We start from the raw sequence: 19,031 nt of genomic DNA on the forward strand, positions 1-19,031 counted from the left end.
GCCACCGCACACGGCAAGGCGGAGCGGGGGCACCCGGTGGATCACCGAGTGCCCCCGCTCCGGCGCCGTTTCACGACTGGCGCAGCACCACGCCTTCCTGGCCCGGTCGCCGAACCGACCGTGCCTGATCGTTACGCCGCCTGCGCAGCACGCGCAGGGGGCGGTGCATTCCGCAGCAGCGGCCCGCCCGGGAGCCGGTGGTCGCCGCCGCCCTGGCGACGTCCGCTGCCAGGGCGACGACCACTCCTGTCACGGCTCCCGCGACGGCCAGCGCGGCCCGTCGCCGCGAGGGTCCGGGAGACGCCGAGAGCATCGAAAGCATGGAGGACACAGCGCGCACAGAGCACTTCCTCTCCGTAGTCCGGTCAGCGGGTGATCCGCTTTTGTGATCACCCGCCGAGAGGCTGCGCCTGAACTGCCCCGCTATGCATGCGGCGCCGGGAATCAACCCCTGTGAGTGATCAACAAGGACCCCAGGGGGCTACGCGCGCCCGGTCACTGGCCGGTGCAGTACTGCTGTTCCTTCCCGATCGAGCGGTACATGCAGTCCGAGTTCTCCAGGAGCTGGAGCACCGCGTCCCGGTTGCGGGAGGTCTCGCGCTCGATGACCTCGTCGGGCGGGTAGAAGCCGCCCCCGCCGGACCGCGGGTACATCTCGAAGGTGTAGCCGAAGATCTTCTGGTTGCCCCAGAGCCAGTCGTCGATGGTGCCGTCGGTGATGTAGAGGTCGCTGGACTGCTCGGGCGTGTAGCCGTTGCTCGCGGCCATCTTGCGGCCGACGGTGGCGAAGGCGTCGTGGTCGTCCTGGGTCAGACCGGGCGCCGTGTCGTTGTACGTGTAGCCGAACGGCCACAGGACCAGCTCGCTGTACGTGTGGAAGTCGATGGCCGCCTTGATCTGCTGCTTGCCGCCGACCACCCGGCTGCGCACGAAGTCCGCGACGACCTTGACCTCGGGGCCCGACTCGGGCGCGCGGCCGCGGTAGGTCTCGGATCCGGGGGTGCCCGAAGAGCCGCCGCAGCAGCCCCACTTGAAGTTCCAGTTGCGGTTCAGGTCGGTGCCGGTGGCGCCGCCCGAGTTGGGCTGCCGGTTCAGGCGCCAGCTGCGGTAGGAGCCGGTGGCGATGTCGTACTCGCCGCCGTCGGGGTTGAGGTCCGGCACGATCCAGATCTCGCGCTCGTTGAGCATCTTGGTGATGCGCGCGTCGCTGCCGTAGCCCGCGCCGAACTCGCGCAGCAGATAGAGGGCCATCTCCACCGTCAGGTGCTCACGGGCGTGCTGGTGGTGGGTGAAGAGGACTTCGGGCTCGCTCTCGTCCGTGCCGACGTTGTCGCTGATCTTGATGGCGACGATGTCCCGGCCCTGGTACGACTTGCCGATCACGCGCTTGCTCATGATGTTCGGGTACTGCTGGAGCCGCTGGTCGATCTCCGCGGTCATCTCCGCGTAGTTGTGGTAGCGGGAGTCGGCGGGCGGGAAGTCCCGCACCCGCACCGGCCCGTCGCCCGCGCGTTTCGGCGGCCCGGCCAGCGGCTTGAGCGTGTACCCGAGCGCGCGCAGCTTCTTGGCCTGGGCGGCGTTCGCGGAGACGACGACCCCGTGGTCGCCGGCCTCGTCGATGGACACGCCGGTCGCGGCGAGCACCGTACGGGCGGCGCGCGTAGCGGGTCCGGGCACGGAGTACTGGCGGATCTCGTCCTCGGCCGCGGCGGCCGCCGCCGCCTTCCTGGCCGAAGGGGACGAGGAGTCGGACGCGTTGGCGCTGAGGGGCGCCGCGACCGCGAGGGCGAGCACGGCCGCGAGAGCCGCTGATCTCTTTCCGCGTATGCGAAGTCGCATGAATGCTCCTGTGGGGGTGGGAGTGGTGCATTGCGACGCATGTGGTGCGGGTGGCACGAGCGCGCGGGGTGCCGGATGGGCACGGTCCGTGCTGGCCCATGGTCGCGGCATGGCATGTTCTGGTCAACACGCCTTTGAGCCGACTGTGGGGTGGCTGTGGGGTGACTGTGAGGCGGCCGTGCGGCGAGGTGCGGCGGCTTCAAGGCGCCTGGGCGGTGGGGGAGCGGCGCGGGCCCGGCGGGGGCGGGGGCGGTCGCGTGGCCGTCGTTTCGGCCTCTGGTGTCTCACAGTCCGCTGCCGCACGACCTCTTGTGCGCCGGGCGTCCTTGCGCTTTCTTGATCGCATGGCCGAAACCAAGGGTGGACCCATCGCCGCCGGGGACGTCGAGTCGGCGCCCCGCAAGTCCAGTTGGAAGTACATCGGTCCGGGCATCGTCGTCGCCGCCACCGGGGTCGGCGCCGGTGACCTGGTGGCCACGCTGATCGCGGGCAGCAACTTCGGCTACACGCTCCTGTGGGCCGCCGTCCTCGGCTGCGTCGTGAAGATCTCCCTCGCCGAGGCGGCGGGCCGCTGGCACCTGTCGACCGGCCGCACGCTCTTCGACGGCTGGGCCAGCCTCGGCCGCTGGACGACGTGGTTCTTCGTCGTCTACGTCGTGGTCTGGGGCTACGCGTACGGCGCCGCCGCGATGTCCTCGTCGGGCCTGCCGCTCCAGGCCCTGTTCCCCGACGTGATGGACCTGGAGTGGTGGGGCGTGCTCACCGGCGTGCTGGGCCTGGTCTTCGTCTGGTTCAACAAGTACGACGTGTTCGAGAAGGTCATGACCGTCCTGGTGGGCGTCATGTTCGTCGTCACGGTGTATCTGGCGATCCGCGTGACCCCGAACCTCGGCGACGCCGTCGCGGGCCTGCTGCCCGTCCTGCCCGACGAGAAGGACTCGGTCCTCAACACCCTGGGTCTCATCGGCGGTGTCGGAGGCACCATCACGCTGGCCGCGTACGGCTACTGGGTGAACGCCAAGGGCTGGACGAACACCGGCTGGATGAAGGTGATGCGCCTGGACAACCGCGTCGCGTACGTCACGACCGGCGTCTTCGTCGTGGCGATGCTCTTCGTCGGCGCGGAGCTGCTGCACTCCGCGAACGTGGCGATCGCGAGCGGCGACAAGGGCCTGGTCCAGCTGAGCGGCATCCTGGAGAAGGAGTACGGCACCGCCACGGCGAAGCTCTTCCTCATCGGCTTCTTCGCCACGTCCTTCACGTCCCTGATCGGGGTCTGGCACGGTGTGAGCCTGATGTTCGCGGACTTCGTGGAGCGCTACCGCAAGTCCCGCGCCGGCGCGGACGGCGCCGCCGTGACCGGCGCCGAGGTGGCCTCGGGCGCCCGCGAGCGCTCGGTCCCGTTCCGCGCGTACCTGCTCTGGCTGACCTTCCCCCCGATCATCCTGCTCTTCCAGGGCCAGCCGTTCCGTCTGATCATCATCTACGGAGTCCTGGGCGCGGCCTTCATGCCCTTCCTCGCCCTGACCCTGATCTGGCTCCTCAACTCGTCCCGCACGCCCGCGGAGTGGCGCAACGGCTGGCTGAGCAACGGCATGCTGGCGATCGCGGGGCTGCTGTTCCTGGTGCTGTGCGTCAAGCAGATCACGGATCAGGACTGGGGCAGCTTCTTCTAGGGGCGCCTGCGAGCGCGTGACCGCGGCGCCGCCGGAGGAACGGCGGCGCCGCGGCGGGACGGCCTCCGGTGGCTGCTACGGAAGGCCGTGGACGTGCGGTCCCACGGCGTTGGACCACGCGCTCCCGTTCAGGGCGTCCCAGTTGGTCGACCAGGTCATGGCGCCGCGGATGCCCGGGTAGGTCCTGGACGGCTTGAAGGAGCCGCAGCCGGTGCCCCGGGCGAGGCAGTCGAGGGCGTTCTTCACGACGGTCGGCGAGACGTACCCGGATCCGGCCCCGCGCGGCGATGCGGGAACCCCGATCCCCACCTGCGACGGCGCGAGCCCGCCCTGCAGCTGGATGCAGGCGAGCGCGGTCAGGAAGTCCACGGAGCCCTGGCTGTAGACCTTGCCGTCGCACCCCAGCATCGCGCCGCTGTTGTAGTACTGCATGTTGACGACGGTGAGGATGTCCTTCACGTTCAGGGCCGTCCTGAAGTACGCGTTGGACGTCGACTGCATGTCGATGGTCTGCGGCGCCATGGTGAGCACGAGCCCGGGCCCGGCCTTCTGGGACAGGGACTTGAGAGCCTGGGTCATGTAGGTGGCGTTGAGCCCGTTCTCCAGGTCGATGTCGACGCCGTCGAAGCCGTACTCCCGCATGAGCGCGTACACGGAGTCGGCGAAGTTCGCCGCGGCGGCCGAGCTGGTGACGGAGACGGCCCCGCGCTCGCCCCCGACCGAGACGATCACGGACTTCCCCGCCGCCTGCTTGGCCTTGATGTCGGCCTTGAACTGGGCGACGGTGTACCCGCCGAGCCCCGCGGAGTCGAGGTTGAAGGTCACCTTCCCCGGCGTCCCGGTGGCGTCCGCGAAGGCGACGGCGATGATGTCGTACTGGTCCTGCACCTGGCCGAGCCGCTGCACGGTGGCGCCGTTGTTGAAGTTCTGCCAGTACCCGGTGACGGCGTGCTTGGGCACGGCCCGGGTCTGCGCCTGTGCCCGCACCTGGGCTTGGCCCTGCCCCGGCGCCCCGGCGTCCCGGGCGTCGGCACTCCCGACCCCACCGGTCGCGAGCCCCGCGACCGCGAGCCCGAACGCGGCCAGCATTCCGGCGAGAACGCTGCTCCTGCCTCTGCGTGTACGTGTGCGTGCGCGGTCCACTTCTGCCTCCGTGGGGGGATGGGGGGAGGGGCCCGTACGGGCCGGAAGGGGGCGGTGGCCACCGCTGTTGCTTGGTCGTACAAGTTGGTCCAGACCAATGTGGTTGTCAAGAGGGTGCGTGGTGTGAGCCCCGGCGGGCGCATGTGGCCGATTGTGGACGGGTGTGCGGGTCGGCCTACTGGCTCATGACGTCGCTCTGGCAAAGAATGCACGCTTCAAACCCTGCATCCCGACTGTCTCGGGAATGGCGCATTCATGACGCCGCCTTGGGGTGCTATTTGCGCAGTGTGGCGGATTCGTAGCGGTGGGGGAGTGGGTGCACGTCAACGGACCCTCAAGTTCCGTTCGTGTGAGCCTTTTTGGGGTTGCATAGACATGTTGTTTTGTGGCGCAGGTCACATTGACGCAAGGAACTCAGGGGGCGTTAACTCTCTCCACCTGCAAACTGTGAAGTTTTCGTAACTCTGGGGTGGGGACTGTGGAGTTGGGGTGGGGGCATAGCCATGCCCGAAAACGAAGAGGATCACGACGCGTCACCGGAGGAGTGTCGGCGACGGCTCTCCTCCTGTCGCTGCTTCCGGCGGTCGCGTTCGCTGTTCCCGGCGGTGAGGCGCGTGCCTCGGCGCCCGCCGGGCCGCTGACGGAGCAGACCGCGTCGCAACGCGCGGCGGCGACGGGCGATCCGGTCGAGGTGACGTCGGAGCGCACCGAGTACACGACGACGATGGCGAACCCCGACGGTTCGTTCGTCATGACCCAGTCGACGGAGCCGCAGCGGGCCCGCGACAAGAACGGCGCGTGGCAGGGCATCGACGTCACGCTGGAGAAGCGAGCCGACGGAACCGTGGGGCCGAAGTCCGCCGTGGTGGACCTCGCCTTCTCGGGCGGCGGCAGCGGATCCGGGCTGCTGGCCCTGGGCGCCGAGGGCCAACGCCTCAAGCTCGGATGGCCGGCCGCCCTGCCCGAGCCGACCCTCGACGGTGCGACCGCCACCTACGCGGACGTACCGGTCAAGGGCGTGGACCTGCAGATGACGGCGACGGCCGAGGGCTACCGCGAGGTCCTGGTCGTCAAGTCGGCCGAGGCCGCCGCGAGCCCCGAGCTGGAGAAGGTCAGGCTCACCGCGCGCGGCGAGGGCCTGAGCGTGACCCCTGGTGAGGGCGGCGGTCTGCGTGCGGTCGATGCCGACGGCAACGCCGTGTTCCGGGGGCCGTCCGGGCAGATGTGGGACTCGGCGGGCGACACCGCGCCCGCGCCCCGCAAGAGTCTGCGCGCGATCGCCCCGGAGGACCGCCCCACGGAGAGGGGCGCCGCAGAGGACCCGGCGCAGCCCGGCCAGGGGGACACGACCGCCGACCTGCCCGTGACCGTCGGGGACGGTGCCGTCTCGGTGACGCCCGACTTGGACCTGCTGCGCGGCAAGAAGACCGTGTACCCGGTCTTCATCGACCCCTCGGTGGGTCTGGGCCTGTCCGAGTGGACCAAGCTGTCGTCGGACGGCGACAAGTTCTGGAAGTTCAGCGAGCCCAAGGGCGTAGGGCGCTGCGGCATCGCGGACGGCTACTACTGCAGCCTGGGTGGCTACACGGACCGGATGTACTTCGAGTTCGGCGCCTCGAAGCTGGCGGGCAAGCACGTCCTCGACGCCACGTTCCGCGCGTACGAGACGTGGTCGTTCAACTGCCGGCCGCACTGGGTCGACCTGGAGCGCACGGACAACATCTCCGAGGGCACGCGCTGGCCGGGCCCGAAGGGGCTCGACCAGATGGGCGACCGGTACGTCTCCGCGGGGCGCGGCAACTTGTGCAGCCCCGAGCAGCCCAACTCCTGGATCGAGTTCAACGACAACCCCGACGAGAAGGACGAGAACCTCACCTCCACGGTGCGCTCCCTCGCCAACGGCAAGATCTCGCGTCTCACGCTGATGCTGCGGGCCAAGGACGAGGGCGAGCCGCGGGCGTGGAAGCGGTTCGACAACAACGCCGAGCTCAAAGTCTGGTACATGCACAAACCGGGAGTACCGACGTCCGTCGGCGCCATCCCCGGCACGGGCAACGGCAAGGCGCAGTGCCGCCCGGCGAAGGACCCCGTGACCGTCACGGTGGACACTCCGAAGATCCAGGCCACGGTCCAGACCAAGGTCGAGCAGCACCAGGGAGAGGAAGAGGGCTCCCTCCAGGCCGAGTTCGTGATGCAGCGCTCCAGTACGGACACGACGTCGGGATCGTGGGACGACGTCTGGAAGGACTACAAGCCGGATTCGGGCTGGGATCCGGACGGCACACGGGAGACGATCACCACCAGCAAGCGGGCGGACGGCGGCCTGTACCGCTTCAAGGCCCGCACCCAGTCGCACTGGGTCTACGGCGGCAAGAAGGGCGACCTCTTCTCCCCGTACTCGAAGTGGTGCTACCTGCGGATCGACTCGACGGCGCCGAAGGAGCCGACGATCCAGTCGTTCGATCCGTACTCCGAGTGCACTACCAACGACTGCGCGGCCCACGGCGGGCCGGGGAAGGGCGGCGTCTTCTTCTTCCGCCCGAACAAGGCCGACAAGGACGTGAAGGAGTACCGGTGGCGCCTCCTGACGTCGGACGCCGACGCGACCAGGACGGTGAAGTCGATGGGCGACGGTTCCGCCATGGTCCCGTCCATCAAGCCCGGCCTCGCGGGTACGCAGACCCTCTCCGTGGAGGCCAGTGACCTGAAGAAGGACAAGGAGGGCCGGGTGCGCTGGGGCCCGCCCGCCGAGTTCGTCTTCAAGGTCGGCGCGGCCGAAGGCACGACCGGGCGGTGGCGTTTCGACGACGCGGGGCCGGGGTCCGGCAAGACCGTCGCGAACGACACCGGCCAGGTCGGCAGCCGCCATGACATCGTGATGCGCGACGAGGCCAGTACCGACTGGTCGACGTTGGGTCGCCGGGGCGCCGGGGACTACTCACTGCGTCTGAACGACAACCAGAGTGACCCCGACAAGCAGATCGGCTACGCCTCCACGGACGGCGTCCCGGTCAACACACAGAGCTCCTTCACGGTGTCCGCCTGGGCCTACCTGACCGACGACAAGTCCAACCGCGTCGTGCTGTCGGCTCCGGGAGAGCACGGTTCGGCCTTCACGCTGTACTACTCGTCCGCCCTCAAGAAGTGGGTGTTCAACCGCACCGACCAGGACAAGGACGGGCCCGTCTACATCCGGTCCACGGCTGACGCGGAGAACCCGCCCCTGAAGGTGTGGACGCATCTCGTGGGCGTCTTCAACACGCAGGACAACGCCGACGAGAAGGACGACACCATCCAGCTCTTCCTCAACGGCAGGCCCCAGGGCAAGCCGGTGGTGCTGGCTGACGAGGCGCCCAAGTACACGCCGTGGACCGCCGACCGGAACATGATGGTCGGGCGCTCCAAGGTGGGCGGTTCGTACGCCGAGTACTTCCTGGGGCGGATCGACGAGGTCGCCACGTGGCAGCGTCCGCTGACCGACGAGCAGATCCGGGAGGAGAACCGCCTGGAGCGAGGCGGCCTGCCCACCAACGAACTCGTCGGCCACTGGGACGCCACCATCTCCTCCGGAGACCAGGTCGTCGAGAGCCCGGCCGACCCGGGCGACCCGTCCAGCGCTGCCTTCCCCTACCGCCGGGGCCCACTGGACCTGTCCGGTTCCGGTGCCCGCCTGACCGGTGAGGACGCCACCTCCCTCGTCCTGGACGGCAAGAGCGGATACGCCTCGGTCGGCGGCCCCGTCGTCGACGAGACCGGGTCGTTCACCGTCTCCGCACGGGTGCGGCTGACCAAGGCCGAGTTCGCGGGCAAGGACATCGGCTACCGGTCGCTCGTGGCCGGACAGGCCACGCCGGCCGGCAAGGAGTCGTCCTGGGCGCTGTGGGTGGAGAAGGTCTCCGCCGACTCCTACCAGTGGAAGTTCGGACGCACCGCGGTCAACGCCGACGGCAAGGTCGTCGCGACGGCAGTCGCACCGGCCGAGGACACGATCGGTGAGAAGGAGTGGGACACCTGGGTCGACGTGACCGGAGTCTTCGACGCCGGTCTCGACTTCACCGACGACGAGGGCGATCAGCGCTTCGGCGTGGCCCGGCTCTACGTCGGAAGGTTCGTTCAGCAGGGCGAGGACGACGCCGGACTTGCCAAGGCCCAGCAGGGGGAGGGCGCGCTGACGGTGGGCCGGGGATCCGCCCAGGGCAAGACCGGCCACTACCTGCCGGGGGACCTCGCGAAGCTGCGCGTATGGGCCGGGGCGATGAACCGGGAGCAGGTCGCCGACCAGATCGCGGAGCTCTCGACGTAGGCCTGACCGGGCCCTCCCCCCTGTTCCCTTCTTCTCCCTCACTGGCTTCGAAGGCGTGCGGCCGCCCCGACGGCGGCCGCACGCGAGGAGACACACATGAAACAGCTTGGCTTCGGGCTGCCCCGAACCGGCAGATCAGCGAGACGCCGATGGAGCTCGCGGATCGCCGTCGTCACGGGCTTCGCCCTCCTGCCGGGGCTGCTGTCCCCGGTGATGTTCACGAACACGGCGTCCGCGGCCACGGACCCGCTCGGCCGACCAAAGCTGGACGCCCCCCGCTCGGCCGAGGTCTCGCCGTTCACCACCGAGGCGAACGACAAGAACGCGGGTGTGGTCCGCAAGTCCGCCGACGCCGACCGCAAGGCGGCCGAGCGGGCCCGCGGCGACCAGCGACGCACCGTGACGTGGCCCGAGGGCGGCACGGCGGCCCTGAAGCTGCCTGCTTCGGGCGCGGCGAAGGCCGGCCCCGGATCCCTGCCGGTCACGCTCTCCGCGCCGAAGGCCGCGAAGGGAGCGCCCGAGCGGGCCGTCGACCGGCTCAAGGTAAAGGTCCTCGGCCAGCGGGAAGCGAGGAGACTCGGTGTCAAGGGCGTCGTCCTCACGGCGACGGGCCCCAAGGACGGCGGCAGGGCAGGTCTGGGCATCGACTACTCCGCCTTCGCCTCCGCGTACGGCGGCGACTGGGCGGGCCGCCTCCAGGTGCTGCGCCTGCCGGACTGCGCGCTCGTGAGCCCGGCCAAGGCCGACTGCCGCACCCGTGAGCCGGTCGACTTCACCAACGCCCGCAAGGACGAGAGGCTGAAGGCGGAGCTGTCCTTCCCCTCGGCCGCGTCGGGCGCCCAGGCGGGCCGGACCGTGGTCCTCGCCCTGGCCGCGGGCACCAAGTCGGGCGCCGGTGACTACAAGGCGACCCCGCTCGCGGCTTCCTCCACCTGGGAGGCGGGCGGTTCGTCGGGCTCCTTCACGTGGTCGTACCCGCTGCGCACGCCCCCGGCAGCGGCGGGCCCCGCGCCCGACCTGACGATCTCGTACGACTCCGGAAGCGTGGACGGCCGCACCGCCTCCACCAACAACCAGGGCACGGCCATCGGCGAGGGCTTCGACCTCACCTCCTCCTACATCGAGCGCAAGTACGGCTCCTGCGAGGACGACGGGCACGACAAGAAGTACGACCTGTGCTGGAAGTACGACAACGCGTCCCTCGTCCTGAACGGCAAGGCCACCGAGCTGGTCAAGGACGACACCAGCGGTGAGTGGCGCCTGAAGAACGACGACGCGTCCACCGTCAAGCACCACACAGGTGCGAGCAACGGCGACGACAACGGCGAGTACTGGACGGTCACGACCGGCGACGGTACGACCTACACGTTCGGCCTCAACAAGCTGGAAGGCGCGGGTGCGGACGACCGCACCGACTCGGTGTGGACCGTGCCGGTCTTCGGCGACGACGAGGGCGAGCCCGGCTACGCGGACGGCAGCGGCTTCTCGGACCGCGACAAGAAGCAGGCCTGGCGCTGGAACCTCGACCTCGTCGCGGACACCCGCGGCAACGCCATGACGTACTGGTACGAGGCCGAGCACAACAACTACGACAAGCTCGGCGACGACAACACCGGCACCGACTACACGCGCGGCGGCTACCTCAAGGAGATCCGCTACGGCCAGCGCGCCGACGCGCTCTTCTCCGCCAAGCCCGCCGCCTCCAACAAGGTGACCTTCACCCATGCCGAACGCTGCCTGGCGTCCGGCACCGGCTGCGACGAGCTGACCGAGGACAAGCGGGACAACTGGCCGGACGTGCCCTTCGACAGCGTCTGCAAGGACGACAAGAAGTGCACCGGCAACGTCGGGCCGTCGTTCTTCACCCGCAAGCGCATGACGGCCGTCACCACGTACGCGTGGAACGCCGCACTGGACGTGCCCGCCTACTGGCAGGTCGACAGCTGGAAGCTCAAGCATCTCTACCTCGACCCGGGCGACACCGGTGACAGCACCGACCAGGCCCTGTGGCTCGACGAGATCCAGCACACCGGCAAGCGCGGCGACGACATCTCGCTGGACCCGGTGAAGTTCACCCACGCCTTCCTGCCCAACAGGGTCGACGGCGCGTCGGACGACATCCTCTCCCTGGACAAGCCGCGCCTGCGCACGGTCACGTCCGAGACGGGCGCGCAGACGATCGTGTCCTACCAGCCAGCCGACTGCGTGGCGGGCCAGACGATGCCGAAGCCGGACGACAACACCCGGCGCTGCTACCCCGTGTACTGGTCCCCGAACGGCGAGAAGACCCCGAAGCTCGACTGGTTCCAGAAGTACCCCGTCACCTCCGTCTCCACCACGGACCCCCGCGGCGGCGCGGAAGCCGTGCAGCACACGTACGAGTACGCCGGCGGCGGCGCCTGGCACTACAACGACGACCCGATGACGCCCGCGAAGGAGCGCACCTGGTCGGTCTGGCGCGGCTACGAGAAGGTCACGCACTACACCGGTGACAAGGGCGCCGATCGCCTGAAGACGGTCAACATCTACATGCGCGGCATGAACGGCGACCGCGTCGCAGGCTCCGACGGCAAGACACCGGACCCGGACAAGCGCAGGACGGCCAAGGCCGGTGGCATCAAGGCAGAGGAGATCACCGACTCCGACCAGTACGCGGGCTTCACGCGCGAGACGGTCACCTACAACGGCGACACCGAGGTCTCCGCGACGATCACCGATCCCTGGTCGAAGCGGACCGCCACGCAGCACAAGTCGTACGCGGACACCGAGGCGTACTACGTCCGCGCGGCCGCCACGCACGAGCGCACCCGCGTCACCAGCGGCGACACTCCGCGCGACCGCGTCCGCACCGTCAGGACCACCTATGACGACTACGGCATGCCCGAGTCCGTCGAGGACAAGGGCGACGACGACGTCACGGGTGACGAGACCTGCACCCGCACCTGGTACGCGCGCAACGACGACAAGGGCATCAACTCCCTCGCCTCTCGCACCCGTACGGTCGCCAAGCCCTGCTCGACGACGGTCGCGGATCTCGATCTGCCCGCCGACTCCGACAAGCCGGGCGACGTCGTGACCGACACGGCGACCGTCTACGACGATCCCGACGCCACGAAGTGGACCTCCGCCCAGAAGCCGACCAAGGGCCAGCCGACCTGGACCGGCCGGGCCAAGTCCTACGGCACGGACAACGTCGCGTCCTGGCAGAAGGCCGCCACGACGACGTACGACTCGCTGGGGCGCCCGACCGAGGTCAAGGACACCAACGGTCTGACGACGGCGAAGACCGCCTACACGCCCGCGGCCGCCGGTCCGCTGACGTCGACCAGCGTCTCGAACGTCAAGGGCCACAAGGTCACCACGGACGTCGAGTTCGCCACCGGTGCTCCGGTGAAGGTCACCGACCCCAACGGCAAGATCACGGAGACGACGTACGACAGCCTCGGCCGCACTACGCAGGTCTGGCTGCCCAACAGGCTCCGCGTGCTCGACAAGACCCCCAACCACGTCTACGACTACAAGGTCACCAGCAAGGCCATGTCCTGGGTGTCCACCGGCACCCTCAAGGGCGACGGCTCCGGCTACAACACCTCGTACGAGTTCTACGACTCCCTCCTGCGTCCCCGTCAGACCCAGACCCCCACACCGGTGGGCGGCCGTCTGATCGGGATCACGCTCTATGACACGCGAGGCCTCGCCGTCAGCGCCCAGGGCGACACCTGGGACGAGACGTCGGCCCCGAGCGGCACGCCCGTACAGACCGAGGGCAGTCAGGCGCCGCTCCAGACCGACACCACGTTCGACGCGGCGGGCCGTGCCACGAAGGCCGTCACGAAGAACTTCGGCGTGACGCGCTGGACGACCACGACGACCTACTCCGGCGACGCGGTGGCCACCAGCGCCCCTGACGGCGGGCAGGCCACGGCCGAAGTCTCCGACGCCCGCGGCCAGGTCGTGCTGCGCCGCGAGTACGGCGGCCCGAAGCCGGCCGGGACCGACTTCACGAGCACCCGCTACACCTACACGCCCGGAGGCCAGCAGGAGACGATCACCGGCCCGGACAAGGCCAAGTGGTCCTACTCCTACGACCTGTTCGGCCGCCAGACCAGCGCGGACGACCCGGACAAGGGCGTCACGACCACGACGTACGACAGCCTCGACCGGCCCGTCACGACCAAGGACATCGAGAATCGGAAGCTGCTGTACGGCTACGACGACCTCGGCCGCAAGACGGGCATGTGGCACACCGAGAAGACGGACGCCAACAAGCTCGCCGCCTGGTCCTTCGATGACCTGGCCAAGGGCCAGCAGGACACGGCCACCCGCTACGACGGCGGCCTGACCGGCAAGGCGTACACCCAGAAGGTCACCACTTACACCCCGCTCTACGAGGTCAAGGAGAGCGAGCTCAGCCTCCCCGACGACGATCCGATCGTGAAGGCGGGTGTCCCGCAGAAGCTGTCCTTCAGCACGGGCTACCGCTTCGACGGCACGATCAGCCAGGCCTCACAACCCGCCGTGGCGGGTCTCAAGGCCGAGACGATCGGCTACGAGTACAACGCCACGGGCCAGCAGACCGGCCTGGACGGCACAACGGGCTACCTCCACGGCGCCGCCTTCTCGCCGCAGGGCGACCTGCGCCAGCTCACGCTGGGCATGAGCGGTGCCAGCACGGAGAAGAAGGCCTACCTCTCCTACGACTACGAGGCGGGAACCCGCCGCCTCACCCGCTCCTACGTCACCGACGACGTGCACGGCTACATGCCGCAGGAGCTGAAGTTCAAGCGGGACGACGCCGGAAACGTCCTCTCCATCTTCGACGCCACGACGCAGGGCGGCACCAGCAAGGCCGACCATCAGTGCTTCGAGTACGACGGCTACAGCCGCCTGACCGAGGCCTGGACCCCGAAGACGGCGGACTGCGCCGCGGCGAAGCGCACGAAGGCCAACATCGACGGGGCGGCCCCTTACTGGACGTCGTACACGTACAACGACGCGGGCCAGCGCAAGTCCGAAACGCAGCACACGGCGTCGGGCGACGAGACCACGTCGTACGGGTACGGCACGCCGGAGGGCCAGCCCCACCCGCTCACCAAGACGACGGGGTCCCGTGCGGCCACGTACGCGTACGACAAGACGGGCAACACGACGAAGCGCCCCGGGCCGAAGGCCCAACAGACCCTGTCATGGAACACGGAAGGCAAGCTGGCCAAGACCCTCGAAGGCACGGCAGAGACCGCCTACCTCTATGACGCGGACGGCGAACTCCTCATCCGCCGGGCCAAGGGCGACGGCGACACGGTCCTCTACCTCGGGGCCACGGAAGTCCGCCTGACGACGAAGGGCACGAAGAAGACCCTCACCGGCACCCGCTACTACACCGCCAACGGCCAGACCATCGCGGTCCGCACCGGCACGAGCGGCGCCACGGACACGGAACTCAGCTTCCTGGCAGCGGACCACCACGGCACGTCGAGCATCGCGCTGGACGCGAAGACGTACGCGGTGACGAAGCGCTACACGACGCCCTTCGGCTCCCCGCGCGGGGAGAAGACCCCTGCCTGGCCGGACGACAAGGGCTTCTTGGGGAAGCCGGTGGACAAGGGGACTGGGCTGACACACGTCGGGGCGCGGGAGTACGACCCGGCCATCGGCCAGTTCATCAGCGTGGATCCGCTGCTGGAGGTGGCCAAGACGGGCAGCCTCAATGGTTATAGCTACGCGGAGAACAACCCCGTTACGGCATCCGACCCGTCGGGTCTGAACAGCTCCTTCACGTGCAAGGGCAAAGGCTGTGGTGGTGGAGCAGCCGACTTCATCGACTCCAACGCCGCGCCAGACTTCTCTTCCGGCCAGACGTGGGGTGACAAGTACCCGAACTTCCCCACGAACAACTCCGGTTACGGCGCCGCAAGAGACTACCAGTGCGGGTACGTCGGTTGCGCAAGCAGTGGGGTGACGGGCTACGGGCCACGCATAGACAGACTGCACTCACTCAAAAAGGGCCCCAGCGACAATGGCAATTGGTTCACCAAGGCCGTGGGTGTTGTGGTCGCCGCTGTCCTCCCTGATTTCGGGGCGTGGAAGCGCTGCTCGAAGGAACTGAGCATGGGCTGCGGTGTGCTTCTGCTTGATACTCCGGCGGGTAAGCCATTCAAGCTGGGCAAGGGCGTCCTCAAACTGACCAAGAGGGGCGAGAAAGGCGCAAGCAAGGCGAAGAAGGCGGGAGGAGCACTGGCTGATTGCAAGTGCTTCCTCGCTGGAACCAATGTCCTCATGGCGGACGGTAAGACCAAGGATATCGAAGCCGTCAGGCTCGGCGACGAGGTGCTTGCCACGGACCCGAAAACCGGCAGAACAGAGCCAAAGGCAGTAACGCGCCTCATCGTTACGGACAGCGACAAACACTTCAATAAGCTCTCCATCGCGACTGCCGACGGGATCGAAAAGCTAACGGCGACCCACGAGCACCCGTTCTGGTCGCCATCTGAGGACCGCTGGGTTGAGGCCGGAGACTTGAAACCCGGCATGACGCTGCGGACGGATGACGGCGACACCGTCATCGTGACCAAGAACCTGGCTTTCACGCAGCGTGCGCGTACGTACAACCTTACGGTTGCGGACATTCACACGTACTATGTGCTGGCGGGCGCCACGCCGGTCCTGGTTCACAACAGTAACTGTGGTGACGTCGTTCTGGGGGGCGGTGAGGGATCTGCTGACGCCTTGAAGGCCTTCACCTCAACGAAGCCGGAGACCGAGTTCGTCTTCGACGCTGGCGCCGGAAGGTTTCTGGGGGGAGATCGTGAAAGAATTCCTGGAGGCCTCAGTCCTCATGAGCAATTGGCAGAGAAGGCAGGCATGGACAGAGGGACGGTGCTGGGTGGCACGCTCTTCCGGGATAATGGCCGCCTAGTGTTCACCGAAAATAGTGGTCACTACGGCCATCGGTGGACGGATGCTACACGCCAGCAGTTCCAGAAGTTTATGAGCGATCAAGGGATTGACTTCGATTACAGGCCATGGGGTTGAGATGGGAAACTGGACTCCAGTAGTGTATCGGGGAGATGGCGCTTGGATTGGGGTCATGCCCGACGGTCGGATCGGAGTAGGCGTGGAGTCAGAAGCCCGGTCCTCCCTTGAAGGATCGGGATTCGTTCCCATGTGGCCATATTTGGAGCGTGACCTCTCCGCATGCTTGGCCGACTTTTCCCGCTCGTGGGAGCATCTCGGTCAGGGTGGCGTTCCAACCCCTGAGAAGCTCATCGAACTGACAGTGGAGACGGCGTGGAAGTCCGGCCGGTCATACTGGATGGAGCTAGCCACGATTTGGGCTATCGGGATGGCTCGGCGAGGGGAATTTGACCAAGAGGCCACTCGAGTACTTCTCGTCGAAATGGCTGCCTCGGAGGGGCTGCCGCCAGAACTGCGAGATCAAGCTCGGGGCGCTGGCGGGTAGGTGCCGCGGTACCCGAAGGACTCCCGAGGCCGGGATTGATCATCCCTGAACGCATCTCGAAGCTTCTGCCTCGAAAAACCTGAAGCCCCGCCATGTGTGACTGGTGGGGCTTCAGGGGCAATTTACGGCACTAGTTGACCGTGTAACGTCAGCGGACGAGTGAGGCGCACGGCGCCGGTTCTTCGCCGTCGGAGTGCGCCGTCTTGGTGGCCCTCGGTCGACGAGCGTGGTGCCCTGGACGTCGATACCGAGGAATTCCTTGATCGCGACGAGCTCGACGCCCTAGTCCAGGAACAGGGTGGCGGTCGAGTGGCGGAGGTCGTGGAAGCGGATACGGCGAAGGGCGGCCTTGCGGAGAAGCGTGGGAAGGCGCGGGTGAGGTCGGTCGATCCGGCCTGCGCAGTGGTGGACATATGCCCGCTGTGCTGCCCCGCAGTGCCTGCTGCCTCGCACTCACGCTGGTGCTGTTCGTGGTGGAGCTGCAGCGACTGGATGTGGCGGACGGGCAGGGCGATGCGGCGTTCGGAGGCATGGATCCCGGTGGGCAGCGCGGTGAGGCCGTCCCTGCTGGTGCGGCGGATGTATCAGGCGGGTCCCTGCGTCGCTGACGGTCCCGTCGGGGGGCGGCTGCGCTCGGTGAATCATTGGGTGTGTGATGGAGGCAAAGCCTTGCGGTGGAGCGGCCTCGCGCTGGCTGCCCTGGCCAAACCTGGATGCCGGCCAATCACGACAACCACAAGGTGAACAGTGGGAAGTTGGGTGTTAGGGCGGCCCCCGCGTGGATATGGTGCACAGCTAGGGGCGCACGTGAACGTCGGCGTGCGCGGACGGGAGCGTGAGGACTCGGAGCCGGGGGTGTGCGCATGCCGACCGCGATAGCTGTCACCAGCCCGGAGCTGGTGCTGCCTTCGCCCGATCGTCACACCCCGACCGCCGTCGCCCTGAAGAGCGCCGGGCAGTCGTCGAAGACGTACTCGCTGGACCGGGCGCTCACCGAGATGCACCAGCTCATCGAGTACCACGGGTATGTGATCGTGCTCTGTCCGGCGTCCGCGCCCCAGGCGGTGCGGCACCGGCTGCACGCGATCCGGTCCGTGCTCGAAAGCGATCGGATCGCCTTCGTGCGGAGTGAGCTGCCGCCGCTCGGGCTTTCCGTACTCGCCCTGCAGCTGCGGCAGTTGTCCATCTGCGACTTCAGCCCCGGCGTGCTCGCCTCCGCCGCGCGGCTGTTGACCCACTACATCTACGCGGGTGCCCTGCTCGGGTCCGTCGCCAAGCTCGACCGCGTGCCCGTCACGCTGCGCTCGCACACCAAGTCATGGGTTCCGGGAACGCAGTTCGCGGTACTCGCCGCGCCGCGGACCGCGATGGTGAAGGCGCATGCCGACGCCGTGCTGCCCGCGCCGGAGTTCGGTACGAAGCTGCTGTACGCGTCCGGCCAGCTCGCCCCGGGCTGGGTGACCGACACGCTCGCGGACGTCTGGCAGGTGCAGGGCGCCGTCGACGTGCCGCTGCCCGGTGAGTCCGCGCGCTGGTGGGCCACCGGCAAGCTCGTCGAGTTCGCCGCGGCCATCCCGGACATCTCCGTGCTCTACCAACTGGTGTCGTCCGTACGGAGGGAGGACTGCCACTGGTGCGGTCTCGAACTCATCGGCGACCGCTGCGCGTTCTGCTCGGCGCCGCTGCTCCCGCCGTCCGAGCGGACCGCCGCCGCTCCCGAGGTGACCACCGGGACGCGGGCGCTGCCCCGCGGCGCCACCTAGGCCCCCTTCAGTCCGTGCCCCACCGGCTCACGCACCACCGCGCTCACCGTCCGTAGCCACACGCACTCGCTGCACGATCGAACGAGGTAGGTAGTCCGGCCCATGAACTCACGCCAGCGCCGCGGTGTCATCCTGATGGTCCTGTCGGTCCTGTGCGCGATCGGCGCCTTCGCGGGCGTCCTCTCCGTGATCCGCGACGTGAACTCGAAGGTCGGCCCCGAAACCGCGGCGTACGAGCTGAAGACGGACATCGCGCCGTACAAGGAGCTGGAGCCCGGCCAGTTCAAGAAGGTGGAGATGCCCGAGCGGTGGCTCTCGGACAACGCCGTCACCGACCTCCGGGCGATCCGCGGGAAGATCGCCGTCACCCAGCTGCGGAAGGGCTCCCTGCTGCAGAGCGACATGATCGTGAAGCGGCCCCGGCTCGCGCCGGGGCAGCAGGAGATCGCCATCATGATCGACGCGGCGACCGGCGTCGCCGGGAAGATCACCCCCGGCTCGACCGTCAACATCTACGCCACCTTCAAGGCCGAGACCGACCGCGGCAAGGACCAGTCGAAGGTCATCGTCGAGCAGGCCAAGGTGATCGACGTCGGCAAGCTGACGGCCCTCGAACCCGACCGCGACGACCGCAGCCGCCGCCGCACCGACGAGGCCGTGCCCATCACGTTCGCCCTCGACACGCGGGACGCCCAGCGCGTCGCGTACGCCGAGTCGTTCGCCTCGCACGTCCGGCTCGCCCTGGTCGGCCGGGGCGGCGACGCGGACGTACCGCGCGGGGACCGTACGTACACCTTGGACGAGGACAAGTAGGGGGCCCGCTGTGAACGTTCCCTTGGCCGGTGTGG

General features: G+C 68.3%; 7 protein-coding genes. 5 read left to right on the forward strand and 2 right to left on the reverse strand.

Annotated features, from left to right (window positions below):
- Positions 1 to 495: 495 nt before the first annotated feature.
- Complete coding sequence (locus MQV74_RS26220; RefSeq protein ID WP_242722003.1) at positions 496 to 1,839, reverse strand: M14 family metallopeptidase; 1,344 nt, start codon at positions 1,837 to 1,839, stop codon at positions 496 to 498.
- 344 nt (positions 1,840 to 2,183) lie between these two features.
- Between MQV74_RS26220 and MQV74_RS26225 the strand changes: the two genes are divergently transcribed.
- Positions 2,184 to 3,515, forward strand: a complete 1,332-nt coding sequence (locus MQV74_RS26225) for an Nramp family divalent metal transporter (RefSeq protein ID WP_242722020.1) — start codon at positions 2,184 to 2,186, stop codon at positions 3,513 to 3,515.
- Positions 3,516 to 3,590: 75 nt separating this feature from the next.
- On the opposite strand, the gene MQV74_RS26230 is transcribed toward MQV74_RS26225, so the two are convergent.
- The gene (locus MQV74_RS26230; RefSeq protein WP_374120691.1) at positions 3,591 to 4,658 is read right to left on the reverse strand and encodes a chitinase; all 1,068 of its coding nucleotides are present in this window, start codon (positions 4,656 to 4,658) and stop codon (positions 3,591 to 3,593) included.
- A 1,594-nt stretch (positions 4,659 to 6,252) separates the two neighbouring features.
- On the opposite strand from MQV74_RS26230, the gene MQV74_RS26235 reads away from it, so the two are divergent.
- The 4 genes from MQV74_RS26235 (at position 6,253) to cpaB (ending at position 18,996) form a co-directional block, all read left to right on the forward strand.
- Positions 6,253 to 8,961 carry a LamG domain-containing protein gene (locus tag MQV74_RS26235; protein ID WP_242729156.1) on the forward strand — a complete coding sequence of 903 codons (2,709 nt, stop codon included), beginning with the start codon at positions 6,253 to 6,255 and terminating at the stop codon, positions 8,959 to 8,961.
- A gap of 96 nt (positions 8,962 to 9,057) precedes the next feature.
- Entirely contained in the window at positions 9,058 to 15,993 is a 6,936-nt protein-coding gene (locus MQV74_RS26240) for a polymorphic toxin-type HINT domain-containing protein (protein WP_242722024.1), read from the forward strand.
- Positions 15,994 to 17,283: 1,290 nt separating this feature from the next.
- Positions 17,284 to 18,183: a hypothetical protein gene (locus tag MQV74_RS26245; RefSeq protein ID WP_242722027.1), complete on the forward strand. Its 900-nt coding sequence runs from the start codon at positions 17,284 to 17,286 to the stop codon at positions 18,181 to 18,183.
- Positions 18,184 to 18,285: 102 nt separating this feature from the next.
- Positions 18,286 to 18,996 carry a Flp pilus assembly protein CpaB gene (cpaB, locus tag MQV74_RS26250; protein WP_242722029.1) on the forward strand — a complete coding sequence of 237 codons (711 nt, stop codon included), beginning with the start codon at positions 18,286 to 18,288 and terminating at the stop codon, positions 18,994 to 18,996.
- Positions 18,997 to 19,031 lie beyond the last annotated feature (35 nt).

This window comes from Streptomyces sp. AN091965, from assembly GCF_022698285.1.
Taxonomy (GTDB): Bacteria; Actinomycetota; Actinomycetes; order Streptomycetales; family Streptomycetaceae; genus Streptomyces.

What these genes read in the sequence shown, in the direction of transcription:
- MQV74_RS26220 (WP_242722003.1), bottom strand. Translation starts at nt 1,839, where the DNA reads ATGCGACTTCGCATACGCGGAAAGAGATCAGCGGCTCTCGCGGCCGTG.
- MQV74_RS26225 (WP_242722020.1), top strand. Translation starts at nt 2,184, where the DNA reads ATGGCCGAAACCAAGGGTGGACCCATCGCCGCCGGGGACGTCGAGTCG.
- MQV74_RS26235 (WP_242729156.1), top strand. Translation starts at nt 6,253, where the DNA reads ATGTACTTCGAGTTCGGCGCCTCGAAGCTGGCGGGCAAGCACGTCCTC.
- MQV74_RS26240 (WP_242722024.1), top strand. Translation starts at nt 9,058, where the DNA reads ATGAAACAGCTTGGCTTCGGGCTGCCCCGAACCGGCAGATCAGCGAGA.
- MQV74_RS26245 (WP_242722027.1), top strand. Translation starts at nt 17,284, where the DNA reads ATGCCGACCGCGATAGCTGTCACCAGCCCGGAGCTGGTGCTGCCTTCG.
- cpaB (WP_242722029.1), top strand. Translation starts at nt 18,286, where the DNA reads ATGAACTCACGCCAGCGCCGCGGTGTCATCCTGATGGTCCTGTCGGTC.